Source organism: Streptomyces alkaliterrae, assembly GCF_007097205.2.
In the GTDB taxonomy this organism is placed as follows: Bacteria; Actinomycetota; Actinomycetes; order Streptomycetales; family Streptomycetaceae; genus Streptomyces; species Streptomyces alkaliterrae.
In genome coordinates, this window is the sequence record NZ_VJYK02000013.1 from 1 (window position 1) to 23,857 (window position 23,857).

At 68.4% G+C, this 23,857-nt stretch carries 5 protein-coding genes; all 5 read right to left on the minus strand.

What is annotated here, in order from left to right:
• Positions 1 to 1,524 (minus strand): type I polyketide synthase (locus FNX44_RS29615; protein WP_143646258.1); only part of this gene is annotated, 1,524 nt, incomplete at its 3' end.
• Positions 1,521 to 4,730 (minus strand): non-ribosomal peptide synthetase, encoded by a 3,210-nt coding sequence (locus tag FNX44_RS02530; protein ID WP_143646259.1) that lies wholly within the window; start codon positions 4,728 to 4,730, stop codon positions 1,521 to 1,523. The genes FNX44_RS29615 and FNX44_RS02530, both read right to left, overlap by 4 nt.
• Positions 4,731 to 4,745: 15 nt before the next feature.
• The gene (locus tag FNX44_RS02535; protein ID WP_323369029.1) at positions 4,746 to 13,487 is read right to left on the minus strand and encodes a non-ribosomal peptide synthetase; all 8,742 of its coding nucleotides are present in this window, start codon (positions 13,485 to 13,487) and stop codon (positions 4,746 to 4,748) included.
• Between the two features lie 45 nt (positions 13,488 to 13,532).
• Positions 13,533 to 21,563, minus strand: a complete 8,031-nt coding sequence (locus FNX44_RS29620; RefSeq protein ID WP_143646260.1) for a type I polyketide synthase — start codon at positions 21,561 to 21,563, stop codon at positions 13,533 to 13,535.
• Positions 21,560 to 23,830, minus strand: coding sequence for a MupA/Atu3671 family FMN-dependent luciferase-like monooxygenase (locus FNX44_RS29925; protein WP_438948024.1), 2,271 nt, complete (start codon positions 23,828 to 23,830; stop codon positions 21,560 to 21,562). The genes FNX44_RS29620 and FNX44_RS29925 overlap by 4 nt, the downstream gene beginning before the upstream one ends.
• Between the last annotated feature and the right edge of the window lie 27 nt (positions 23,831 to 23,857).

Below are 23,857 nucleotides of genomic sequence, written 5' to 3' on the forward strand. Positions count from 1 at the left end.
GGCCAACGCCCGCCCAGCATCCCCACCGCAACGAGCCACCACCGCAGCCCGAAACTCATGATGCTCCCGCCCCGTCTGCAACGTAAACGCCACATCAGACAGCCCACCCCCCTCAAACTCCGCCACACACTTCGCCAGCCGCACACGCTGACGAGACAACACATCCACCGACTTACCCGAAGTCACCAACACACCCCAATCAGCCACCGAATCAGCATCCGGCTCCACCTCAGGCGGCTGCTCCACAATCACATGCGCATTCGTACCCCCCATACCAAAAGAACTCACACCAGCCCGCCGCGGCAAAGACCCCGACCACTCCCGCAACTCCGCGTTCACAAAAAACGGACTCGAGTCAAAATCAATCTCCGGATTCGGTCGCCGAAAATGCAAACTCGGCGGAATCACTCCCCGCTCCACAGCAAGTACCGCCTTGATAAACCCGGCAATGCCTGCCGCAGTATCTAGATGCCCCACATTCGTCTTCACCGAACCCAACGCACAGAACCCACGCCGCGACGTCGACACACGAAACGCCTCCGTCAACGCCGACACCTCAATAGGATCACCCAACGGCGTCCCCGTTCCATGCGCCTCCACATAACCAATCGAATCCGCATCAACCCCCGCGACCTGCTGCGCCTCAAAGACAACACCCGCCTGACCCGCCACACTCGGAGCAGTAAAGCCCACCTTATCCGCACCATCATTATTAACAGCAGACCCACGAATCACCGCACGAATCGCATCCCCATCACGCACCGCATCCGACAACCGCTTCAACACCACAAGTCCGACGCCGCTACCTCCGACGGTGCCGCGCGCCTGCGCGTCGAACGCCCTGCAATGACCATCGGGAGAGAAGATGTTTCCCTCCTGGTACTGGTAGCCGCCGTACTGAAGGACGTTGATCGTCGCCCCACCGGCGAGCGCCACATCGCATTCGAACTCAAGGAGGCTCTTGCACGCCTGATGGACCGAGACCAGTGAGGTGGAACACGCCGTGCCGATCGTCATGCTCGGCCCGGTCAGGTTGAGACGGTGAGAGATCTGGGTGGCCGCGAAATCCTTATCATTGAAGAGAGATATCTGGCGGGCGAATGATGACATCAGGTCCGTGCGCGGCAGCAGATGGTGGAGGAAGTATCCACTGCGCCCGATCCCAAGAAAGACGCCGGTCGTGCTCTCGCCACTCGCCGGGTCACAGCCCGCGTCCTCCAGGGCCTCGACAGCTACCTCAAGGAGGAACCGCTGCTGCGGATCCATGATCTCCGCCTCGCGCGGCGTGTACCCGAAGTACGCCGCGTCGAAGTTCTCGATCCCGTCGAGAATTCCCGCCGCGCGTACAAGGTCGGGACTCGACAGAACCGTGGGGTCACTGTGGGCTGCAATGAGGTCGTCGTCACCGAGACGGGATATCGACTCCTTACCCCGAATGAGGCTCTGCCAGAACTCCTCGGCGTTCGCGGCTCCGGGAGCCCGCAGACCCATTCCGACAACGGCAATGCTTCGATCGTCACTCACCGATTACCTCCATTCCGTTCACCCATGGCCGCTCGGCGCCTTTCAAGACGACCCCGGACACCCGCGAAGGCCTGCTCGCTCTCCGTCCCAGATATGTGACGGGCCAGGGAGGCGATCGTCGGGTATCTATACAGATCGATCATGTTCAGTCTCTCGGGGTAAACGACCTTCAAGTGACCGAAGACCCTGGCGAGCAGAATCGAATTCCCTCCGATATCAAAAAACCCGTCATCCGCTCCCGGTCGAGATACACCGAGGACCTCCGACCAGGCCGCGGCGATGGTCTTCTCGATCTCGTTCTCGGGTTTCCGGTAGGCGCGCTGCGCCCGCTCGGGTTCGGGAGAGGGCAACGCGGTCCAGTCGGCCTTTCCGTTGGGCGTGAGAGGGATGGCCGGCAGCTCAACGAACGCGGCGGGGGTCATGTACTCGGGGAGCGCCGCCCGGACCGCGGCCACGGCGTCTCCTCGGTCGAAGCCGTGTCCCTCTTCCATGACGACGTACGCCACAAGACGCCTGGTGCCCAGCTGGTCCTCACGCACAGCCGTCACCGCGTCACGGACACCCGTGATCTCCCGGAGCACCGCTTCTATCTCGCCCAGCTCGATCCGGAAGCCGCGCAGCTTGATCTGCCGGTCGTTCCGGCCGAGATACTCCAGTTCGCCGCAGGGGAGCCAACGGGCCAGGTCCCCGGTCCGGAAGAGGCGTGCTCCAGGCCGTCCGCCGAACGGATCAGGGACGTAGCGCTCGGCAGTCAGCGACGGCCGGCGGTGGTACCCCTGGGAGACGCCGTCGCCTCCGAGGTAGAGCTCTCCAGCGATGCCGGTCGGCACGGGCCGCATCGCCGAATCGAGGACATAGGATTGCGCGTTCGCGATGGGACGCCCGATCAACGGCTTGGCGCCGTCCTCGGGGACGAGGGTGAACGTCGAGTACACCGTGTCCTCGGAGGGCCCGTACAGGTTGTACACCTTCCGCACACCGTCTCGCGCGTGGAGCTGGTCAACGAGACCGCGCGGCAACGGCTCGCCCGCGAGGTTGACGACACGTACGCCTTCCGGCAGTCCGCCGAGGCGCAGCAGCGTGTCCATCGCGGAGGGGACCGTGTTCACCAGCGTCACCCGGTCACGCGCGGGCAGGGACGGAAGCAGGAGCGCGTTGTCGGCGAGGATGACGGTGGCTCCGGTGGTGAGTGGCAGGAAGAGCTCGAAGACGGAGAGGTCGAAGCAGATCGACGTCGAAGCGAGGGTCCCTTCGAGCTCGTCCGCGGAGAAGACCTCCTTCGCCCACATAAGGAGCGACACGACGTTGCGATGCGTGATCCGTACGCCCTTCGGCCTGCCGGTCGAACCCGATGTGTAGATCACCAGAGCGACCGACTGCTCGTGCACGGCGGCATCGTCGGCCAAGGCGTCGGACCCGGCTGCCTCGTTCGCGCCCCCCTCCTCGTCCACCGCCAACAGCGGGGCCGACGAACGGGACAGCGCCGGGCGCGTCGACGCCTGCGCCAGCACCACGACCGGGGACGCGTCGCTGAGGATCCGGTCGATGCGCGACGGCGGGTAGGCGGGATCGAGCGGCACATACGCCGCGCCCGCCTTCAGCACGGCCAGCAGCGCCGCGGGCAGATAGGCGCCCCGGTCGAGACACACACCCACGAACGCCCCGGAGGTAACGCCCGCAGCCCGTAGCCGGCGCGCGAGCCGGTTCGCGTGTGCGTCGAGCTCCGCGTAGGTGAGCCGCACCTCACCGGCGATGACCGCCGTCGCATCGGGCGTCGCAGCCGCCTGCGCCTCGAAGAGCTCATGCACGGGGCGTTGTTCGTGATGACCGGCCCGGGTCCGGTTCCAGTCGACCAGCAGGCGTCGGGCCTCTTCCCCGGTCATGACCGGCAACTCGCCCAGCATGCTCGGCGCGGCGACTAGTCCGGAGAGGAGCACCTGGTAATGCTCCAGCATCCGTTCGACGGCGGCCCCCTCGAACCTGGCTTCGTCGAAGGCAATCTTGAGGGACATCCGCTCGCCGGGCACGACCGTCAAGGTGAGCGGGAAGCTCGTCTGCTCCGACGTCCGGATCGACTCGACCCGTATCCCTCCGCCAGAGAGGTCGAGTGCCTTCCGTATAGGGAAGTTCTCGAACACCACCAGCGAATCGAACAACGGCACATCGCCCTGCACGCCAGCCCAGCGCCGGATCTCGGCGGGCGGAGCGTAGCCGTACTCCTCCCGTTCGGCCTGGGCCGCCTGGAGTCCGCGGAGCCAGTCGGCCACCGGCGCCTCGTCGTCGACGTGGACGCGCACGGGCAGCGTGTTGAGGAAGCACCCGACCATCGACTCCACACCGTTGACCGACGGAGGGCGGCCCGAGGCGACCATCCCCAGCAGGACGTCGCGTTCACCTCCGTAGCGGCGAAGCAGCAGCGCCCAAGCGCCCTGCACCAGCGTGCTCAGCGTGATCCGCTCACGGCGGGCCCCGTCTTGGAGGGCCGCAGTGGCCTCGCGTGAGAGCGTCACGCTGCGCTTGGCGATGCGGCCGGGGCCGGGGCGGCCCGCCGACGGCCGGTCCACGCCCAACGAGGTCGGCCCATGCACTCCGGCGAGCGACCGGCGCCAGTACTTCTCCGCCTCGGCAAGATCCTGCCCGCGCAGCCACGCTATGTACTCGCGGTACTGCACGGCCGGAGCGAGCGGTGCTGTTCCACCGCTCACCCGGGCCCGGTAGTGCTGCATGACCTCCGTCACCACGATCGGCATCGACCAGCCGTCGGAGATCGCGTGGTGGCGAGTCCAGAGGAACCGGTGACGGTCCTCCGATAGGCGCACCAGGAGGCAGCGCATCAACGGTGCGCGGGAGAGATCAAAATCATGCCCGCGGTCGTCCTCCATACGAGCATCGAACCGCCCGCGCTGCTCGTCGGCGCGCAGGGACGTCCAGTCCTCCTCCCGCCACGGAAGGTCGACCCGTCGGCGTACGACCTGCAGCGGACGGCTCTGGTCGAGCCTCATGAACAGGGTTCGATGGACGGCGTGCCGTGCCGTCACCTCGTCCCAGGCAGCGCGGAACGCATTCAGATCGAGGGGCCCGCAGACATCGAACGACAGCTGCACGACGTAGACACCGCTGTTCGGCGCGAGCTGCGAGGTGATCAGCATCGCGTGCTGGAGCGGCGACAGCGGATAGATAGCCTCAATGTCGTTCGTCCTGTTCATCGCGTCAGTCCCGTCCTAGCTCTCAAGTTCCTCAAGGAGGTCATCGAGCTCCTCCTGGGTCAGGTCGATGTCTGGGAAAGCAGATGGATCGACCCTTAGCCGACCCGTATGGCAGTCGTCGAGGACCTGCCGCACCGAGGCGGTGAACCGCGCGGCGAGTGCCTCGACGGTCTCCACGTCGTGCACGGCCTCGCTGAAGGTGAAGCTGATACGGAGCCGCCCGTCGGCCACGATTCCGTTGATGCTCAGCAGGTGCTTGCGCCGCTGCGCCGCACCGTGCGAGGCGCCGACAGAGTCCGTGGACAGTTCAAACATCGAGTCCGGCAGCCGTGAGGCGTCGGCCTGTCCCAGATAGTTAAAGACGATCTCCGCCTGGCTCCCCTGGGCCAGCAGGTCGCGAACCGACCGGTCCGGGGCCAGATGACGCAGCAGCCCGAATCCGACACCGCGCCTCGGGACACACCGCACCTGCTCCTTTACGGCCCGCAGCCCGTCGTCGCCGGCCGGCGAGTCGATGCGCAGCGGATACATCGCCGTGAACCAGCCAATAGTCCGCGAGATATCCACGTTGTCGAAGAGCTCCTCGCGGCCGTGCCCCTCCACATCGACGAGAAGTGATCGAGAGCCGGTCCACGGTGCGCACGCCTCGGCCAGTGCGTGGAGCAGCACCTCGTGCGCCTCGGTCCTGTGCATGGCGCGCACATCGCGTATCAGCGTGGTCGTCTCGTCGGCCGAGAGTTCCACGGTGACCGTCCGCGCTGTCGCCTCGGTGTTGGCCCCGTCCCGGTCGCGCGGCAGCGGCGCCGTCGGTGGCTCGACCTGGCGGGCCCAGTAGCCGAGTTCGGCCTGCGTCTCGTCGCCGGCCGCGTGTGCCTGGAGCCTCGCGGCCCACTCCTTGTACGAGGTGGTCTTCAGCGGCAGCAGCACGGGGCGGCCGTCGCGCAGCGCCTCGTAGCACGCCTGGAGGTCTTCCATGAAGACGCGCCACGAGATTCCGTCGACAACCGCGTGGTGGATGACTGTGTAGACCTGGGCCGGGCGCCGTCCGCCGTAGTCGATGTAGACCATGCGCAGCAGTGGCCCGTTCCGGAGGTCCAGGCCGCCCTGGATCCGTGCCTGCATCGCGGCGACCACCCCGGCCCAGGCCGGTTGCTGTTTGTCCGTCAGATCGAGGTGTTCGACCGGCTCACTCTTCTCCTCCGGTGCGCTCGTCCATTGGCGGACGCCGGCCGTGTCGTGGACGAAGCGGTTCCGTAGGGCGTCATGGTGGCGTACGACGGCGTCACGTGCCCGCGCCAGCAGGTCGAGGTCGAGCCCTCCCGTGGTGACGTCCACCAGTACGGCCTGGTTGTAGTGATGTGCGTCGGCGAGCTCCTGCTCGAAGAACCAGCGCTGGATGGGGGCCAGCTCCGCGTCGCCCAGGACCAGGCCTTGCTCCGCTCGCGGACCGGCTCCCTCCTTGGCCACCGCGGCGAGCTCGGCGAGCGTCTGGTGCTGGAACAGGTCGCGGGCGGAGAGGACGATCCCCGCCTTCTTCGCGCGCGAGACCATCTGGATCGCGATGATCGAGTCGCCGCCGAGCTCGAAGAAATTGTCATCCGCGGCGACTCGCGGCAGCCCCAGGAGCTCACGCCAGATTTGTGCCAGCCGTTCCTCGAGCCGCGTCCGCGGCGCCAGGAACGAGTTGGCCGGCCGCTGTTCGGCGAGTGGGTCTGGCAGGGCCTTGCGGTCCACCTTTCCACTGGGCAGCAGGGGCAGTGCGGGCAGTTCGGCGAACAGAGCGGGAACCATGTACCGCGGCAGCCGCTCCTCCAAGAGTCGGCGTGCCTGGGTGACGTCGAATCCGTCCGTCGCGACGACATAGGCGACGAGCCGCTTGCCGCCGCGCCCGTCGTCGTCCGCCACGACCACCGCCGTCCGAACACCCGGCGCGTCGGCGAGTGCCGACTCCACCTCGCCGAGTTCCACCCGGAAGCCGTTCACCTTGACCTGGTGATCGCGGCGCCCGATGAACTCCAGTTCACCGCCCGGCCGGTAGCGCACGATGTCACCCGTGCGGTACATCCGGGCCTCGACGTCCCCCGCGAAGGGGTCGGGAACGAACCGCTCGTCCGTGAGATCGGGCCGGTGGAGATAGCCGCGCGCGACGCCGTCGCCACCAATGCACAGTTCTCCGGGTATGCCGGCCGGGACCGGGTTGAGCCGTCCGTCGAGAACGTAGACCAGGGTGTTGGAGAGCGGGCGACCGATGGAGTTGTCGGCGCCGGTGACGGGGTGGCTGGTCGACCAGATCGTCGCCTCGGTCGGACCGTAGAGGTTGAGCACCTGGCCGCCGACGGTCGCGGACAGCGTCCCGGCCAGCGCGGGCGGCAGCGCCTCACCGCCGACGAGCATCCAGTCCAACTCGCGTAGAGACCGTCGTGCGTCGTCGTCGGCGACCAGAAGTGCGGCGAGCGACGGTGTGCACTGCAGATGCGTCACCCCGTGGAGCTCGATGAGCCCGGCGACGTCCTCGCGCGGCGCCTCCCCGGGGACCGGCAGAACGGTAGTCCGGCGCAAGGTGTCGAGATGCTCGAAACTCGCCAGCACTTCCTCCGTACCGACGCCGAAGTCGATGAGACAGGCGATTTCGTCCACCCCCGTCTCGCGAAGCCGGCCGACGAACGACGCACACTGCTCCGGAGTGCCGAAGAGCCCGCTGTCGCCGTAGTAGCGATCAAACGCGTGGTCGAGGAGCGCGTCGAGATCCGTCTCCTCGAGGTCTTCCAGTTCCAGTCCACGCGAGCGGGCGATGGGACGCACGAGTTCGACGGACTCGCGCAGGTAGTTCTTGAACGGTTCACGCACGGTCCGTCGGACGAACTCCTCGTCGTCCGACACGAACGTGTGGAGCATCAACGTGACATGCCCTTCGCCGGCATGCCCCGCCTCCCGCCGGGCGGTGCGGTACACGTCGAGCGAAATCGCCAGGTCCTCCGCCGACTGCCCGAGCAGGTGGGTCAGCAGGCTGGCGCCGACGGCACCGGCGCGACGGAACGTCTCTGGGTTGCCCGCCGCCGTGATCCAGACGGGCAGCTCCGGCTGCACGGGGCGGGGCAGCGTCCGTACCTCGATGTCGTCGCCGGTTCCCGAGACCGTCCGTACTGCCTCGCCGCGCCAGAGTTTCCGTACGACGTCGAGATCGCGGAACATGATCTCTTTGCGGTCGGCGAAGTTCTCCGGCGCGAGGGCGAAGTCGTGGGGCTGCCAGCCCGAGGCGACCGAAAGCCCTACTCGCCCGCCGGACAGGTTGTCGATCACCGCCCAGTCCTCGGCGACCCGGAGGGGGTTCTGCAGCGGGAGCACGAGGCTTCCGGCGCGGATTCCGATCCGGCTCGTGCAAGCGGCGACGGCGGCGGCGGTGATGCCCGGGTTCGGATAGAGCCCGCCGAACGTTCCGAAGTGCCGCTCCGGTGTCCATACCGCCGCGAAACCATGCTCGTCGGCCCAGCGTGCCCCGTCGAGCAGCATGCGGTACTTGTCCGTCCCGCGCTCGCCGGCGTCGCTCGCGAAGTAGAACAGGCTGAAGTCAACAGCCCTGTCGGAGCCGCGTCTCCGGGCATCGCTCAGCACCAGCTCCTCGCCGACGAGTACAACCTTGAAGCCGCGTGTCAGGGTCCACAGCAGCTCCAGGACCGAGATGTCGAAGGTGTAGTGCGTCAGCGCGAGCCAGGTGCCCGGCGTGGAGCCGCCGAGGCGCTGGTCCATGGCGGCGAAGAACCCTGCCAGGTTCCGCTGCGCGACCATCACGCCCTTGGGGCGGCCGGTGGATCCCGACGTGTAGATCACGTAAGCCAGGTGGTCGGGGCGGAGGGCCCGGACCGGCGAGGATCCGTCCGCGTCGGCGTCCGTCTCCGGGGCGATGAGCTCGACACCGTCCGGCAGCTCCGCCAAGCGGGCCGTCGGGGCGACCACGAACCGCAGCCTGGTGTCCTCGATCATGTACGCGATCCGGTCGACGGGAGCGCCGGGGTCCATCGGAACGTATGCGCCGCCCGCCTTGAGCACTGCGAGCATAGCGACGACCATCTCGACCGACCGCTCGGTCCACAGGCCGACGATGACGTCCTCCATGACGCCCCTCGACCGCAGGATCCGCGCCAGTCGGTTCGCCTCCCGGTCGAGTTCGCCATAGGTGAGCGAGCGGTTCCCGAACACCAGTGCCGTGGCCTGGGGGGTGGCCTTCGCTCGCGCCTCGAAAGCATCGGCGACGAACAGCTCATCGGTCCGAGCGACGTAGTCCCGGTTCCAGTCGGAAAGGACGAGCTCCCGCTCCGGCTCACCTAGGAAGGTGAACTCGCCTATTCGGGTCGCCGGTTCGCGGACGATGGCCCGGACCAGCTCCGTGAAGTGGTCGACCAGTCGCTCGATCGTCGCGGCGTCGAAGAGATCCGTGCGGTACTCGACGCGCCCCGTCAGCCCCTCGTCGTTCTCGACCAGGTCGACGGTGAGATCGTACTTCGCGACGCTTCCCGGCAGAGCCAGCGGCTCGATCCCGAGACCGTCCATGTCGAGCCCGTCGCCGGGCGCGGTCTGGTAGACGAAGAGGGCTTGGAAGAGCGGCGTGTGTCCGGGGTCCCGCGGCGGATTCAGCGCCTCGACGAGGCGTTCGAACGGGAGATCCTGATGTGTCTGCGCGGCGAGCGTCACCTCACGCACCCGCCCGAGCAGTTCCTCGAAGGACGGGTCCCCGGACAGATCGGTCCGGATCACCAGCGTATTGAAGAAGCAACCGACCAGTGCCTCGGCCTCGGCGCGCGTACGGTTCGCTATGGGCGTGCCGACCGCGATGTCCTCCTGGCTCGAGTAGCGCGACAGCAGGACGTTGACCGCGGTGAGCAGCGCCATGAACATCGTGGACTGCCGTTCTCCGGCAAGCGCGCGCAGCGCATCCGTGGTGGTCCGGTCAAGGGTGATCGGGACGGTCGCTCCCTCGATCCCCTGGACGGCGGGCCGGGGCCGGTCGGTGGGGAGGTTCAGCAGGGCCGGCAGCCCGCGGAGTTGCTCCGTCCAGTACTCCAGCTGCGGACGGATTCCGTCGGTTTCGAGCCACTGGTTCTGCCAGGAGGCGAAATCGGCGTACTGGATCGCCAGCGGCGCGAGCGGAGAGGGCTGGTCCGCCCGGAACACCCTGTACAGCGTCACGATCTCCTGCCAGAGTACGGCGGTCGACCAGCCGTCGGAGACGATGTGATGCAGGCACAGAAGCAGTACGTGCTCCTCGGGTGCGACGCGCAGAATCTCTGCCCGGAACAGCTCGTCGCGCTCCAGGTCAAAGGGCCGCGCCGCGAAGGCCTGGGCCCTGGACAGCACATCCGGAGCGGGGACGTCGAGCACCGGCACGTCGACGGCCGACGCCTCGCGGACGATCTGCGCGGGAACACCGTCCACCGTCGCGAAGTTCGTGCGGAGCGCCTCATGGCGGCGCAGCACCTCACTCAGCGCGCGTACCAGGCAGGCGGTGTCCAGGGGACCGCTGATACGAAAGGAGGCGGGGATGTTGTAGGCGGCGTTCGCGCCGTCGACCTGGGTGAGCACCCAGATACGGCGCTGTGCGTACGACAGGGGCAGCGGTCCGGAGCGCTCGATCGGCGTGATCGTGTCATCCGCGTCCGCCTTGCACGCCGCGCGCTCGTCGTCGATCAGTTCGGCCAGCTGCGCGACCGTGGAGGACTCGAACAGGGTGGCGACCTGAAGCGCGACCTTGGTGGCTGCCCGCACACGGGCGACAACGCGAGTGGCCCCCAGCGAGTTGCCGCCAAGCGTGTGAAAGAAGTCGTCGTGCACACCGACCTTCTCGCAGCCGAGGATGTCCGCCCAGACCTGCGCGAGCAGGCTCTCCGTTTCCGTACGCGGCGCGACATGGCTCGCAGTCCTGGACGCGTCGGGGTCCGGCGCCGGCAACGCCCGCCGGTCCACCTTCCCGTTCGGAGTCAGCGGCAGAACCGGCAGCACGACGAGGGCGGTTGGCACCATGTAGTCGGGCAGCTGAGCTCGCAGCCGCTCCGTGAGCTCGGCGGGCGGCAGGTGGGCGCTGCGGCGGGCGACGATGTACGCCGCGAGGTAGGGGTCAGCGCCGTCGGAACGTACGACGGCCACGGCATCGCTCACACGCTCGCCGCGCAGGAGCGTCGCCTCGATCTCGCGGAGCTCCACCCGGTGCCCACGGATCTTCACCTGCTGATCGGCGCGGCCCAGGAACACGACGGCGCCGTCCGGCCGCTGCCGGACCAGGTCGCCCGTGTGGTACATGACCGCACCGGGCTCGTCAGTGAAGGGGTCGGGAAGGAAGCGCTCAGCCGTCGCGCCGCGCTGCCCCTCGTAGCCGCGCGCGACGCCGGAGCCCCCGATGTACAGCTCTCCGGGCGCGCCTTCCAGCACGGGGCGCAGCTTCTCGTCCAGGACGTAGGAGCGGTAGTTCGGGAGCGGGCGCCCGATGGGCACCTGGCCCGTGGTCCCGTCCGCCACCGTGAGCGTGAGAGCACCGACGGCCGTCTCGGTCGGCCCGTAATGATTGACGACGCGCAATCCGGGACGCAGTTTCCGCACCCGCTCCACCAGGGACGCCGGAAGCTCCTCTCCGCCGAACACCAGGCAGGTGCTGGGCAGCAGCTCGGCCGCGTCCTCGGCGTCGAGCAGCGCAGCGAGATGCGAAGGGACGATCTTGAGCATGTCCACGGGCTGCTCGCGGAAGCGGCGGACCAGTGCGTCGGCCGCCAGGACTTCGTCCGGCGCGGCGAGGAACAGCGACCGGCCGGTGCACAGGGCGCCGAACACCGCGGTGTGACCGAGGTCGGCCGCGGTGGTCGCCAGCGTGCCCAGCACGGCGTCCTCGGGCAAGGCGAACTCCGGTACGACGCCTGCGACGTAGTTGCCTACGGCGCGGTGCGGCACACCGACCGCCTTGGGGCGGCCCGTCGATCCCGAGGTGAAGATGAGGTAGGCGAGGTGGTCCGGGCGGACGTCCACGGCGGGCGGCGCGTCCGGCAGCGGGTCCGGCTCCACGGCATCGTCGAGGTCGAGCATCGGAATCCCGTGTGGCGTCACGGGACCGGTCAGACCACTCCCGGTGAGGAGCGCCGCCGGGTGCGCGTCCTCGATCATGCGGGTGAGCCGGGCGGCAGGCAGGGACGGATCGAGGGGGACAAACGCGCCGCCCGCCTTGAGGACGGCGAGCAGGCCGACGACGTATTCGAGGGAACGCTCGGTCATCAGCCCGACGGGCACATCCGGCCCGACCCCCCGCGCCCGCAGAGCGTGCGCGAGCCGGTTCGCCCTGCGCTCGACCTCGCCGTACGTCAGGCGGCGGCCTCCGCACACGGCGGCGAGCGCCTCGGGCCGTTCCGCTGCCCAGCGCTCGAAACGCGCGTGAACGAGCTGGGGCTCCGGGTGCAGCCGCCGCTCACCGGTGCCCTGCGCGAGAACACGCGCGGTCTCCTCCTCGTCCGCCAGCCCGATGTCGCCGACCGGTGCGTCGGGATCGGCCACGACGGCACGGACGACGGAAGCGAGCTGACCGGCGATCCGTTCTGCGTGCCGAGCCGATACTCGCCGCACGTCGTGTACGACGCCCAGGGTGAGTTCATCCTGTGCTCCCTGAACCACGTCGAGGTGGAGGAGCGACCCCGCCGGTGAGACGACGAGACCCTCCATGGCCAGGCGCCGTCCGCCGGCGCGCACCTCCGCCGGCAACTCGGTTCGGGCGAAGGTGAAGGGCACCGGCTCCGTCGTCCGCGTCCCGTCGAAGGAGAACTGATCCACGGGCGCTTCGGCCCACGCCTCGTCGAGGTCCTTGGCGAGGGCCGCGAACGCCCGCGCCGGCTCCATGACAGTGAGCAGCGGGACCGGGCTCTCGAAGTTCCCCACCACGTCCTGGAGTTCGTCCAGACCCCGGGACGTGGAGAGGAGGGCGGTCACCATCCGCTCCTCGCCGGTCAGCCGCCACAACAGCACCTGCCAGGCTCCGAGCAGAACCGCCGTGACCGAACAGCGGATCCGAGTCGCCAAGTGTCCCACCGCCGCGGCGGCCGGGCCGTCGAGAGGTACACGCACCGCCGCGGAGCCGGCACCCGTTCCGGGCTCGAAGGGCGTGAGCAGCCGCGCCGCAACGGCGAGTTCCTGGCCGAGCCATGCGTCCATCCGGGCCCGTGCCTCGTCGCTGCCAGTCTGCTCGTGCAGCCACTCCGCCGCGTCCAGGTACTGCAGCGACACCTCGTCCTGGGTGCGTCCCCCGAGTGCGGCAGCGAGGTCCTCGAAGATCACGGCGAGCGACCGGCGGTCGACGAACACTCCGGAGGCCGTCAGCACGAGGACGGCCCGGTCGGAGCCCAACATGAGGCGGGCACGGACCGCGCCGCCGTCCGAGCTGCCGTCGGAGGGCGCGCGGACGTCGGCGTCGGCCGCCCGGTCGACTGCCTCGGCCGCGGCGAGGGCATCGCCCGGGAGAACGTCGTCGATCCATTCCGGCTCGCCGCTGTCGTCCACCAGCTGCAGCGGCGTCGCCAGGCCGGGTACCGGGACGAGCCGTGAGCGCAACGACTCATGACGCTCAATCACCGATTGAACGGCGCGCAGGACCTCGGAGCGGTGCGTCGGTCCCTCCATCGCGATGCGGCACTGTGCCCGGCGCTCGGCGGAATGCGACCACGCTTGGAGCTGCGGCGGCGAAAGCCGGAAGCCGACCATCGGAGAACTGTCAAAATCCGCGGCGTCGTTCATCGTTTGCGACTCTCCATTGATGTCAGCCGATTGAGGTTGGCGGTATCAGCTGTTTCCGGCTACCAATTCCTGGGAGCTCATGTCCCCCAGCGCCACGACGATCTTTCGGGGACCCACGAACGGGCGACGCGAGTGCGCGACAAGCATGTTGTCGATGACCAGCACATCACCCTCCTGCCACGTGAAAGCGAGCGATTCGCGGTCCATCACTTCCCGGACCTCGTTCACCACGTCGTCATCGATCACCGAGCCGTCACCCCAGTAGACGTTGCGCGGCATTCCCACTTCGCCGTAGAGCTCGACGAGCGACTGCCGAGTCTCGGTATCGAGGCAGGAGGCGTGATGCAGAGCCAGTTGATTAAAGAAGACCTTCTCCTGGGTCCGGGGGTGCTTCAGGACCGCGTCGGCCAGTCGCCAGGTCTTCAGTGTGCCGTCCGGGCCCCATGCGAAGTGCATACCGGCCTCGACGCACTTGCGTTCCACCTCGGCCGGGTCGTCGGTACCGTAGAAGCGGGACCAGCTCACATCGACCGACTCAATAAAGTTGCGGACGTAGCGGAGTTTTTTCTTCTCGAACTGCTCGATCAGTTCAGGGCGAAGCTTGGAATATACGTTGCGGCAGTCGACGAGCGGCGTCTCGCCACCCTCCCGGGCCGCCACGACGCACGAGAAGAACTGGCGCATCGGCCAGGTGTGCAGATGCGAGCTCTCGTTGTGGAAGAGGATCGACTGGTCCTCCGGATAGGGGGTCGACTTGTAGATCTGGTCGGACTCGCCCTCAAGCGGCAGATCACCGTACTCCCGGAAGAGCGTCGGGCAGATCGCACCCGCGGCCTCCTCGAACGCTGCCACCGATCCGCCGTGGAAGCCCCGCAACAGCAGCGCCCCGTGACGGTGCAGGTGCATGTCGACCAGTTCCCGGTTCGAGCGGAGCCAGCCGGGAAGATCGACACCGTCGACCGCGGGCTCCAGGACGAGCGGAGTTTCGGGCAGGCCCGGCAGGAAGCCCGTTTTCACCGGGCTGATACGCGTGATCTCCACAGAGCGCCGCTTGGCGCTGCGCAGCGATTGAAGCTTCGACTTCTTTGAATGGGCCTCGGTCATGTTCCGCAACCTCATCTCGTCGTCCGTCTCCATCCGCAGCGACCCGATGCGCTCTTCCGGCTCGTCCACCGCACTCGCCAGGAGCTGCACGAGGTGCGCCCCCATGCGGTCGACGGTAGAGGCATCGAAGAGTTCCGCGTTGTAGATGAAGGTTCCCGTGATCCCCTGTTCATGCTCTTCCATGAACAGCGTCAGATCGAATTTCGTATGCAGCGCATCGACTTCGAGCGTGTGCGCCGCCAGTCCGGGAAGTTCAAGGGTGATGTTCAGTTTCTGCAGAAGAAAGAGGACCTGGAACAGCGGCGTATAGCTCGGATTACGTCCCTGCCTCATCTCTTCGACAAGCGTCAGGAACGGCAAGTCCTGGTGCGCATAGGCGTCGACGGACGTGGAACGCACGCGCCCCAGAAGCTCTCGGAAGGTCGGGTTACCCGAAAGATCCGTGCGCAGCACGAGGTTGTTCACGAACATGCCGATCATCTGCTCGAACACCGCGCGTGTGCGGTTCGCGTTCGTCGTTCCGACGGCAATGTCGGTCGTGTCGGCGTAGCGCGAGAGGAGAACCTTGAACGAGGCGAGCAACGTCATGTACAAGGTCGCGCCCTCGGCTCGGCCGAGTTCGCCGAGCCGGGCCGCCAGCTCCGCGGGAACGAGGAACCGGTGCACGGCGTTGCGAATGTTCTGCACCTCGGGCCGTGGCCGGTCCGTCGGCAGTTCCAGCAGCGGAGGCAGGCCCGCGAGTTTACGCCTCCAGTACGCGAGCTGTTCGTCGAAGACCTCGCCGTCGAGCCAACTGCGCTGCCACTGGGCAAAGTCAGCATACTGGTGTTCCAGCGGCGGCAGCGGAGACGGTTCCTCTAGTGCGAACGAGGTGTACAGCGCAACGAGTTCATGTATGAGCACTCCGAGCGACCAGCCGTCGGAGACGATGTGATGGATGTTCACGAGGAGCACATGGTCCTCTGCGTCGATCCGTAGCAGCGCGACCCGGATGAGCGGACCGGTTTCGAGGTCGAACACACTACGCGCGTGCTCCTGGGCGAGGTCGTGTATCTGGTCCTCGCGAACGTCCTGAACCGGCAACCGCACTGTGAGATCGTCGTGTACTCGCTGCACCGGAATGCCGTCCACGCCGTGAACGGTCGTGCGCAGCACCTCGTGCCGGTCGATCACCTCGTCGAGGCTGCGCCGCAGTGAATCGATGTTCAGCTTGCCGATCAGGCGCACGGCGCCAGGAATGTTGTACGTGGCGCTGGGCCCGTTGAACTGCTCGGCGAGCCAGAGCGACTGCTGGCCCAGGGACAGCGGCAGCATGCCGTCCCGCGGCACGTGCAGCAGCGGGACATCCGTGTGCGCGCCGTCGCGGTTCGCCTCACGTACCTTCTCAGCGAGCCCGGCCACGGTCGGCGCGTCGAACAGCGCCTTGACCGCCAGGTCGACGCAGAACCTGCGGCGGACGCGGGCTATCGCCTGGGAGGCCAGCAGCGAGTCCCCGCCGAGGTGGTGGAAGTCGTCGTGCAGGCCCACCGAGTCCGTTCCGAAGAGCTGCCGGAAGATGGTGAGCAGTTCGCCCTCTACGCTTTCACCGGCGGGCGCGCCCTCCTGGTGGCGGACATGTCGCAGCGCGCCGCGCCGCTCCCGGCCGGCGACCAGCGCGGTGCGGGGGTCCTCCGGAGACACGACAGTGATTCCGTTCCGGCCGAGTGCCCGGGTCACCGCGGCTCCGTCACCGTCGTCCGTCCAGTGGATGGACCCGTACCGGTTCCGCTGCGGCCGGGAGGCGGCGAGGGCATCGAAGAACCCGCCGATGAGCGCGCGCTTCAAGGAGACCCTCCCATCGGTGTCCGCGGCACGAGGGGAGACAAACGCGACATAGCCAGCATCGATGTCGGCCGCGGCTCTGGCGACGGCACGGGCGGCGCGGGCCTGGGCGAACACCTGGGTCCAGATCTCCGCCGGTGCCCACTCGGCGGCGGGGTCCCCGGTCTCGGCCTCCGCGGCGTGAACGATGCCATCCACCTCGCCGAAGTACTCGCGGGCGGCGTGGAAGGCCTCGGCGACCTGTTCCGGGCGGGTCAGGTCCGCCGAGGTCACGAGGGTCCGCGCTCCGAGCAGTTCGAGCTCGCGGACCGTTTCGATGAGGGTCCGGTTCGCCACCAGAATCTCCTGCGCACGCCGGTCACGGTGGGCGGTGAACTCCGGAGTGCCGATGGCCTCCGGCTGCTGGGCGATCACGAGGCCGTAGTCCGTCGCCGCGCGCGCGGCCTCGTGCCGCGGAAACGAGACGACATCCGCGAACGGCTGCTCACCCAGCACCCGGTCCCAGGAGTCCAGCGATATCAGCGGCGAACGGGTCCTGACCTCCTCGTCCTCGAAGAACCACCATCCTTCGGCGAGTCCCCACAGCATCTCGACCCACCTCAGGGACACGACGGCTTCGATGAGGCACAGCAGGCCGTTCGGGGCGACGAGGCCTCGCAGGTTGCGTGTCGTCTCGTCGATGCGCGGTGTCGCGTGAACCACGTCGAAGCCGATGATGACGTCGAAGGAGTAGGGATCGATCCCCTGGGCCTCGGGGTCCTTGGAGATGTCGAGGACCTGGAAGCGCATGTCGGCCAGGCCATGTTCGGCGGCCGACCGGCGGGCGCGTCGGACGAAGGAACTGCCCATGTCGGTGAAGGTGTACTGGACGGCCCGGTCGCGCAGCAGCGGTGCGACGATCCGCGTCAACTGACCGTTGCCGCCGCCGATTTCCAGAATTCTGAGCGGGCGTCCTCCGGCGTCGTCAGCGAGCCGGGCCAGCAGCCGCCCCAGGAGCGAGCCGTAGACCGCATAGTTGCTTGCGTCGAGCAGCCCACGGAACGCGCCCTCCAGGCGCTTCGGATCGCCGTCTGGGAAGAGGACGCCGACGGCGTCGATGTCGCCGCTCAGCGCCGCCGGGTAGTGGCGTACGCAGTGCTCCAGGAACAGGATCGTGTCGTCGAAGCCGGGCAGCTCCTCCAGTGCGGTCCGGGTGTCCAGGAAGTCCGCACTCGCGCGGCTCGCCAGCACCTCGACGCGGTCCGCGTCACACCGGATGATCCCGTCCTCGTGGAGGACCGCCAGGAAGAAGTCGAGGAACTTGTCGAACTTAGGCAGGATGCGCATGCGGTCGGCGATCTCAGCGCGCCGGTGGACCCGTCCCACCGTCAGGTCCACCCCTGCGGCGGCGAGTGTGTCGTAGACGAAACCGCCGCAGAGCCGGTTCAGCGTGCGCTCGACGAGCCCTCGGTCCGGTCCTTGGGCAGACCCAGCGGCGAGCTCCCGTTCCGTCTTCTCCAGGTACCCGGCCTCGTCGCGGACCGGTGCCGCGACCGTACCGCCGAGTCGGGCCGCGGCCTCGGCGAGAGCACGCTCCGGGCCGGAGGATTCGTCGAGCCAGTGCGGCCACTCGTCACGGTCCGGGACGGGGTTATGCCCGACCAGGGTGAGCCGCGCCCCGCGTTCGGCCGCGAGATGCCGGGCCAGGCTCGCCGACGCACCGGCGAACCCGTCGGTGACGATGAGGCTCGCGCCTTCGCGCGCACGATCGGTGAACGGCGCGTCGAGGGGTCGGTACCCCTCCGTGCGGCGCACACCGCCTCGGTACGCGACCACGCCCTCGCCCAGGCCGGCGGCGAACTCCTTGACGATCTTGTCGGCGTACGCCGACGGGTTCTCGTCAACGTCCAGGTACGCGATCGCCAGCTCAGGATGACGGTCCGCAGCCGCACGGCAGAAACCGCACAACGTGCTGTCCGCAACGGACGGGTCATCACCGTCCATGACCGCCTGCCCGCGCTCGGAGACCACAGCGAGTCGTATAGGGCCTCCGGCCACACGTGAGGACAGGGCCTGCACCCACGCCGCTGCCGTGGCCAGGCTGTCACGCCGGGCCGCGTCCAGGTCCTCGGCTCCCCCGCGGCCGCAGGCGAGAACAACCGAACCGGGCAGGCGACCAGTGCCCTCCAGCGCGTCGAGCAGGCCGTCGATGTCCTCGGGGCGCGATGGGTCGGCCACGAAGCCCTCATCGGTCTCGGCGAGGACGGCGCCGCTGCGGACGCGCACCACAAGCCGGCGCGCGTCCTCGATCCAGTGCGTCAGGGCCCGCGCGAACTCCTCGTCGTCCACCACCAGCAGCCAGGTGTCGGCCGCCCGGAGCGCGGGATCAGCAGCCTCACCGGCGATCAGCGGCGCCTCATGCCATTCAGGTGCGAAGAGGCCCGTCCGGCGGGCGGGTTCTCCCGTACCGAGCGATTCAGCTCCGGTCCTTCCGGGCACCGGGGACCTCGTTGGGGCCGGGTCGATCCAGTACCGCCGCCGCTCCAAGGGATAGCCCGGCAGCGGCAGGCGATTGCGTCGCTGCCCCTCCCAGAACCCGTCCCACGCGACGGGGACGCCCGCGCAGTACAGGGAACCGAGCGCCGAAAGCAGTGCTTCGCCGTCCGTGCGGTCATCGGTGCCACCGCGCCCGGAGGTGAGGGCACGCTCCGGGTCGACACCCGTGCGCCGCACCATCGGTGTCAGCGTGCGGCCCGGCCCCACCTCCAGGAACAGGTGCATCCCCTCCGAGGAGACGGTCCGCACCGCGTCGGCGAACCGTACCGTGCCGCGCATCTGACGCGCCCAGTAGCCGGGTTCGCAGATCTCGGCCGGGTCGAGGGCGCGGCCGGTGAGACACGACACGACGGGAATGCTTGGGGCGTTCCGCTCGACACGTGCGACGCGCGCCTCGAAGACACGGGCCACCTCGTCGAGCATCGACGAGTGGAACGCGTGCGAGGTGCGCAGCCGACGGTGGTCGACCTCCAACGCGGTCAACCGCCGCTCAAGCGCCTCGATCGCCTCGGGCGGCCCGGACGCCACGCACTGCCGCGGGTCGTTGACCGCAGCCAGCGAGCAGTCGCCCAACAGGGGCGCGAGCGACGCCTCGTCTAGCGAGACGGCGAGCATCGCGCCGGGCGGGAGGTCGTTCATCGCCCGCGCCCGGTCTATGACCAGGTCCAGGGCGTCCTCCACCCGAAAGGTCCCGGCCAGGGTCGCGGCGACATACTCGCCCAGGCTGTGCCCGAGCATGACGTCCGGTTTCACCCCCCACGCCAGCCACACCCGTGCCATGGCGAGCGACACGGTGAAGAGGGCCGGCTGGGTCAGCCACGTCTCGTCTAGCCGTGCACGCTCCTGTTCCCCGAACGTGGCAGGCGGATAGATCACTTCGCGCAGATCGATACCGAGCCGCCCCACGGCGTGCTCGGCGCAGCGGTCGACCTCGCGGCGGAACACGTCCTCGTTCTCGTACAGTGCGGCGAGCATGTGCGGCTGCTGCGCTCCCTGCCCCGGGAAGAGGAACGCGACCCGGGGCGCGTCCGTGTCTCGCACTCCTGAGGGAGCAGCAGCCGGGTCGGCTCCTTCCAGCGCGGCGATGGCCTGGGTCCGGCTGCGGCAGACGATCGCCCGCCGGTGCGCGTGTGAACGGCGACCGCTGCTGAGAGTGAAGGCAATGTCGGGCAGTGCCGCGTCATCGGCCTCCCGCAGTGCCGCCGCGAGATCGGCGCGCGAACGCTCCAGCGCCTGGGGCGAGCGCGCGGAGAGAACGATCAGCTGCTCGGGCCGTGACGCGCCCGACGTCTGAGGGGCGGGCGCCTCCTCCAGCACGACGTGCGCGTTCGTACCGCCGATACCGAAGGAGCTGACGCCCGCGCGGCGTGGAGTACCAGCGGACGGCCAGGGGCGGCGCTGAGTGTTCACGTAGAAGGGGCTGCCGCCGAAGTCAATCGCGGGATTCGGCCGCTCCCAGTGCAGGCTGGGCGGCAGCTCCGCGTGGCGCAGCGACTGGACCGCCTTGATCAGTCCGCTCACGCCCGCGGCGGCATCGAGATGCCCGACGTTGGTCTTGACGGAGCCGATCGCGCAGAACTGCCGCTGATCGGTCTGCTCGCGGTACGCCCGGGTCAGGCCGGCGATCTCGATGGGATCGCCGATGACCGTGCCGGTCCCGTGCGCCTCGACGTAGCCGACGGTCTCGGCGGGAACCTCCGCGAACGCCAGGGCCTCCGCGATGACTGCTGCCTGGCCGGTGGCACTGGGGGCGGTGAATCCGGCCTTCGACGCGCCGTCGTTGTTGACTGCCGAACCCCGGATCACGGCGAGTACGTGGTCCCCGTCGGCACGGGCGTCCGCGAGCCGCTTGAGCAGGACGAGTCCGACCCCACTGCCGAAGATCGTGCCTCCCGCGCGGGCGTCGAAGGCACGGCAGTGGCCGTCCGGCGAGGCGATCCCGCCTTCATGGTATGTGTAGCCCACTCCGTGGGGCAGGATCGCGCTGGCGCCACCGGCGACGGTCAGATCGCAGTCGTAGGCGAGCAGGGCCCTGCATGCCTGGTGAACGGCGACGAGCGAGGACGAGCACGCGGTATCGACCCCGATACTGGGGCCCGTCAGATCGAACTTGTGCGAGATGCGGGTCGGAGCGAAGCCCTTGTCGGTGGCGAAGAAGATCCTCTGCATCCCGGCCTGCTGGACGATCTCGGGACGGCTGAGCAGGTTGCTGACGAGGTAAGCGGGAAACCCGACTCCGACGTAGACGCCCGTCGGCTGGTTCAGGCGGCCCGGGTCGTATCCCGCGTGGTCGAACAGTTCCTGGGTGCACTCGAGCAGCATCCGGTGTTGCGGATCGAGGATGGACGCCTCCATCGGGGTGAGCCCGAAGAACTCGGCGTCGAACCGGTCGATCCCTTCAAGGATGCTGGCTGCCCTCACATAGTTCGGGTCACGGAGCTCGTCGGCGTGGACTCCGGCCTTCAGGAGGTCGTCCTCCGAGAGCCGGGAGATCGATTCGACGCCGTCCGCGATGTTGTGCCAGAACTGCTCGGGATCTCCGGCTCCCGGGAAACGGCCGGCCATTCCGATGATCGCGATGTGATGGCTGTCGTCGTTCGCGTGCTGATCACTCACGAGCCCTGCCTCCTGCGCTGCCGCTGCCGGAAGGCAGCCTTCTGCCTACTCGCCCGGCTCTCGACGCCTGCGCTCAGCTTCTCGTCGGCGTTCTCACCGCCCGCACTGATGTGCGCCGCGAGCCCGGCGATGGTCGGAAAAGTGAACAGGTCGACCAGTTCGATGCGGCCCAGTCCCGCTGTGGTGATGTGCGAGTGCATCCTTGCGGCCAGTAGCGAATGGCCGCCGATCTCGAAGAAGTTTTCGTGGACACCCACCCCTTCGCGTTCGAGGAGTGCCTGCCAAATCTGCTGGAGAGCGTGCTCGATCTGGTTGCGTGGCGCCAGGTGCGTGGCGGTCCCACCGCCCTTGACCTCGTCCGCCATCCTGACGAGCGCACCGCGGTCGACCTTTCCGTTGAGTGTCAGCGGCAGGCTCTCCACCGGGACGATGCGCGACGGCACCATGTAGTCGGGCAGCTGGCCGCGGGCGTGGGCGCGGATTCCCGCCTCGTCGTAGGCCATGCCCTCGCGCGGCACGGCGAACGCGACGAGAGCAGTGTCGCCGTTCCGGTCCGGCCGGGCGACCACGGTGCAGTTCGCTAGCGCCGGGTGCCCGTCGAGTACGGTCTCAATCTCACCGAACTCGATGCGGAAACCGCGCACTTTTACCTGGTGGTCAGCGCGGCCGAGGAACTCGAACCTGCCGCCGCCTAGCGGTCGGACAACGTCCCCGGTGGCGTACATCCGGCTTCCGGGCCGGTCGGTCAGCGGATCGGGAAGGAATCTCTCCGCGGTCAACGCGGGCCTGTTCCAGTACCCGCGCCCTACGCCGTCCCCACCGATATACAGCTCGCCGGGAACCCCGACCGGTACCGGCCGGAGCTGCGCGTCGAGGACGTACAGCGTGGTGTTGGGCAGGGCTCCGCCGACCGTCGCGCGGTCGTACCGGTCGGGCTCAAGCCGTTGCACCGCCGACCAGACGCATGTCTCCGTGGGTCCGTACATGTTGAGGACGTCACCGATACCGGAGTCGCACAGCCGCGAGGTGAGCTCCGGCGGAGAGGCGTCCCCGCCGACGAGGAGGGTGCGCAGGGTGCTGACCGCCGGAGGCTGGCCGTCCCGGTCGAGGAGCAGAAGACGGGCGAAGGCCGGCGTGCACTGCAGGTGCGTGACCCCGTACCGCGTGATCACCTCCGTCGGCGTACGAGACGGCCGGGCATGAGCGTCTTTCATCGCCTGTTTGACGGCCTCAATGTTCCCGAGCGCATCGAGTACCAGGTCGTCGGGGACGCCGAAGTCGATGAGACAGGCGATCTCGTCCACTCCGGCCCCGGCCACTGCGCGGACGAGGTCGGCACAGGATTGCGGGGTCCCGAACAGCGCGCTGGTACTGGAGTACCGCTCAAAAGCGTGATCGACGATCACTTCGCGGTCACGTACGGGGTCGAGCCCCAGGCCCCTGGCCAGTCCCCGCATCAGGTCGATCGAGCTGCGCAGGTACGCCTTGAACGGCTCGCGCACGGCCTCTCGCACGATCTCCGCGTCCGGGTGGACGAAGGTATGCAGCATCAGGGTCACGACTCCTTCGTCATGCCCGGCGGCTGCCCTCGCGGCCCGGTAGATGCCGATCTTGCGGGTCAGCTCTTGGACGTTCTGGCCCAGTAGGTGCGTGAGGAGGTTGGCGCCGGTCGCACCGGCCCTGCGGAAGGTCTCGTCGCTGCCGGCGGCGGTCGCCCACACCGGGAGTTCCGCCTGGACAGGACGCGGGAGCGTCCACACGTCGATATCGGAGCCGACGCCGTTACGCCGCGAGACGGACTTCCCTGCCCAGAGCCGCCGGACGACCTCGATGCCATCCCACAGGGACTCCTTGCGCGTGGTGTAGCCGTCCGGAGCGAGCACGAAGTCGTCGGGCTGCCACCCGGAGGCGAACGACAGGCTGACGCGCCCGTCCGACAGGTTGTCGACCACGGCCCACTCCTCCGCGACCCGCAGCGGGTCCTGCAGGGGGAGAACGACGCTTCCGGCACGGATCTCAACCCTGTCCGTCGACGCCGCGACGGCGCCCGCGAGGACGGAAGGATTCGGGTAGGCGCCGCCGAAGGCGTGGAAGTGCCGCTCCGGGACCCAGACGGCCCGGAATCCGTGCGTGTCCGCGAAACGGGCTCCCTCCAGGAGCAGACGGTAGAGGTCCTTCCCTTTACTCTCCCCGGAGTCGGCGGCGAAGTAGAAGAGGCTGAAGTCGACCGGGCGCGTCGGCGTCCGCGTCTCCGGGACGGCCGCCACGGCGGCCGGGGAAGTCCACAGGGCGGG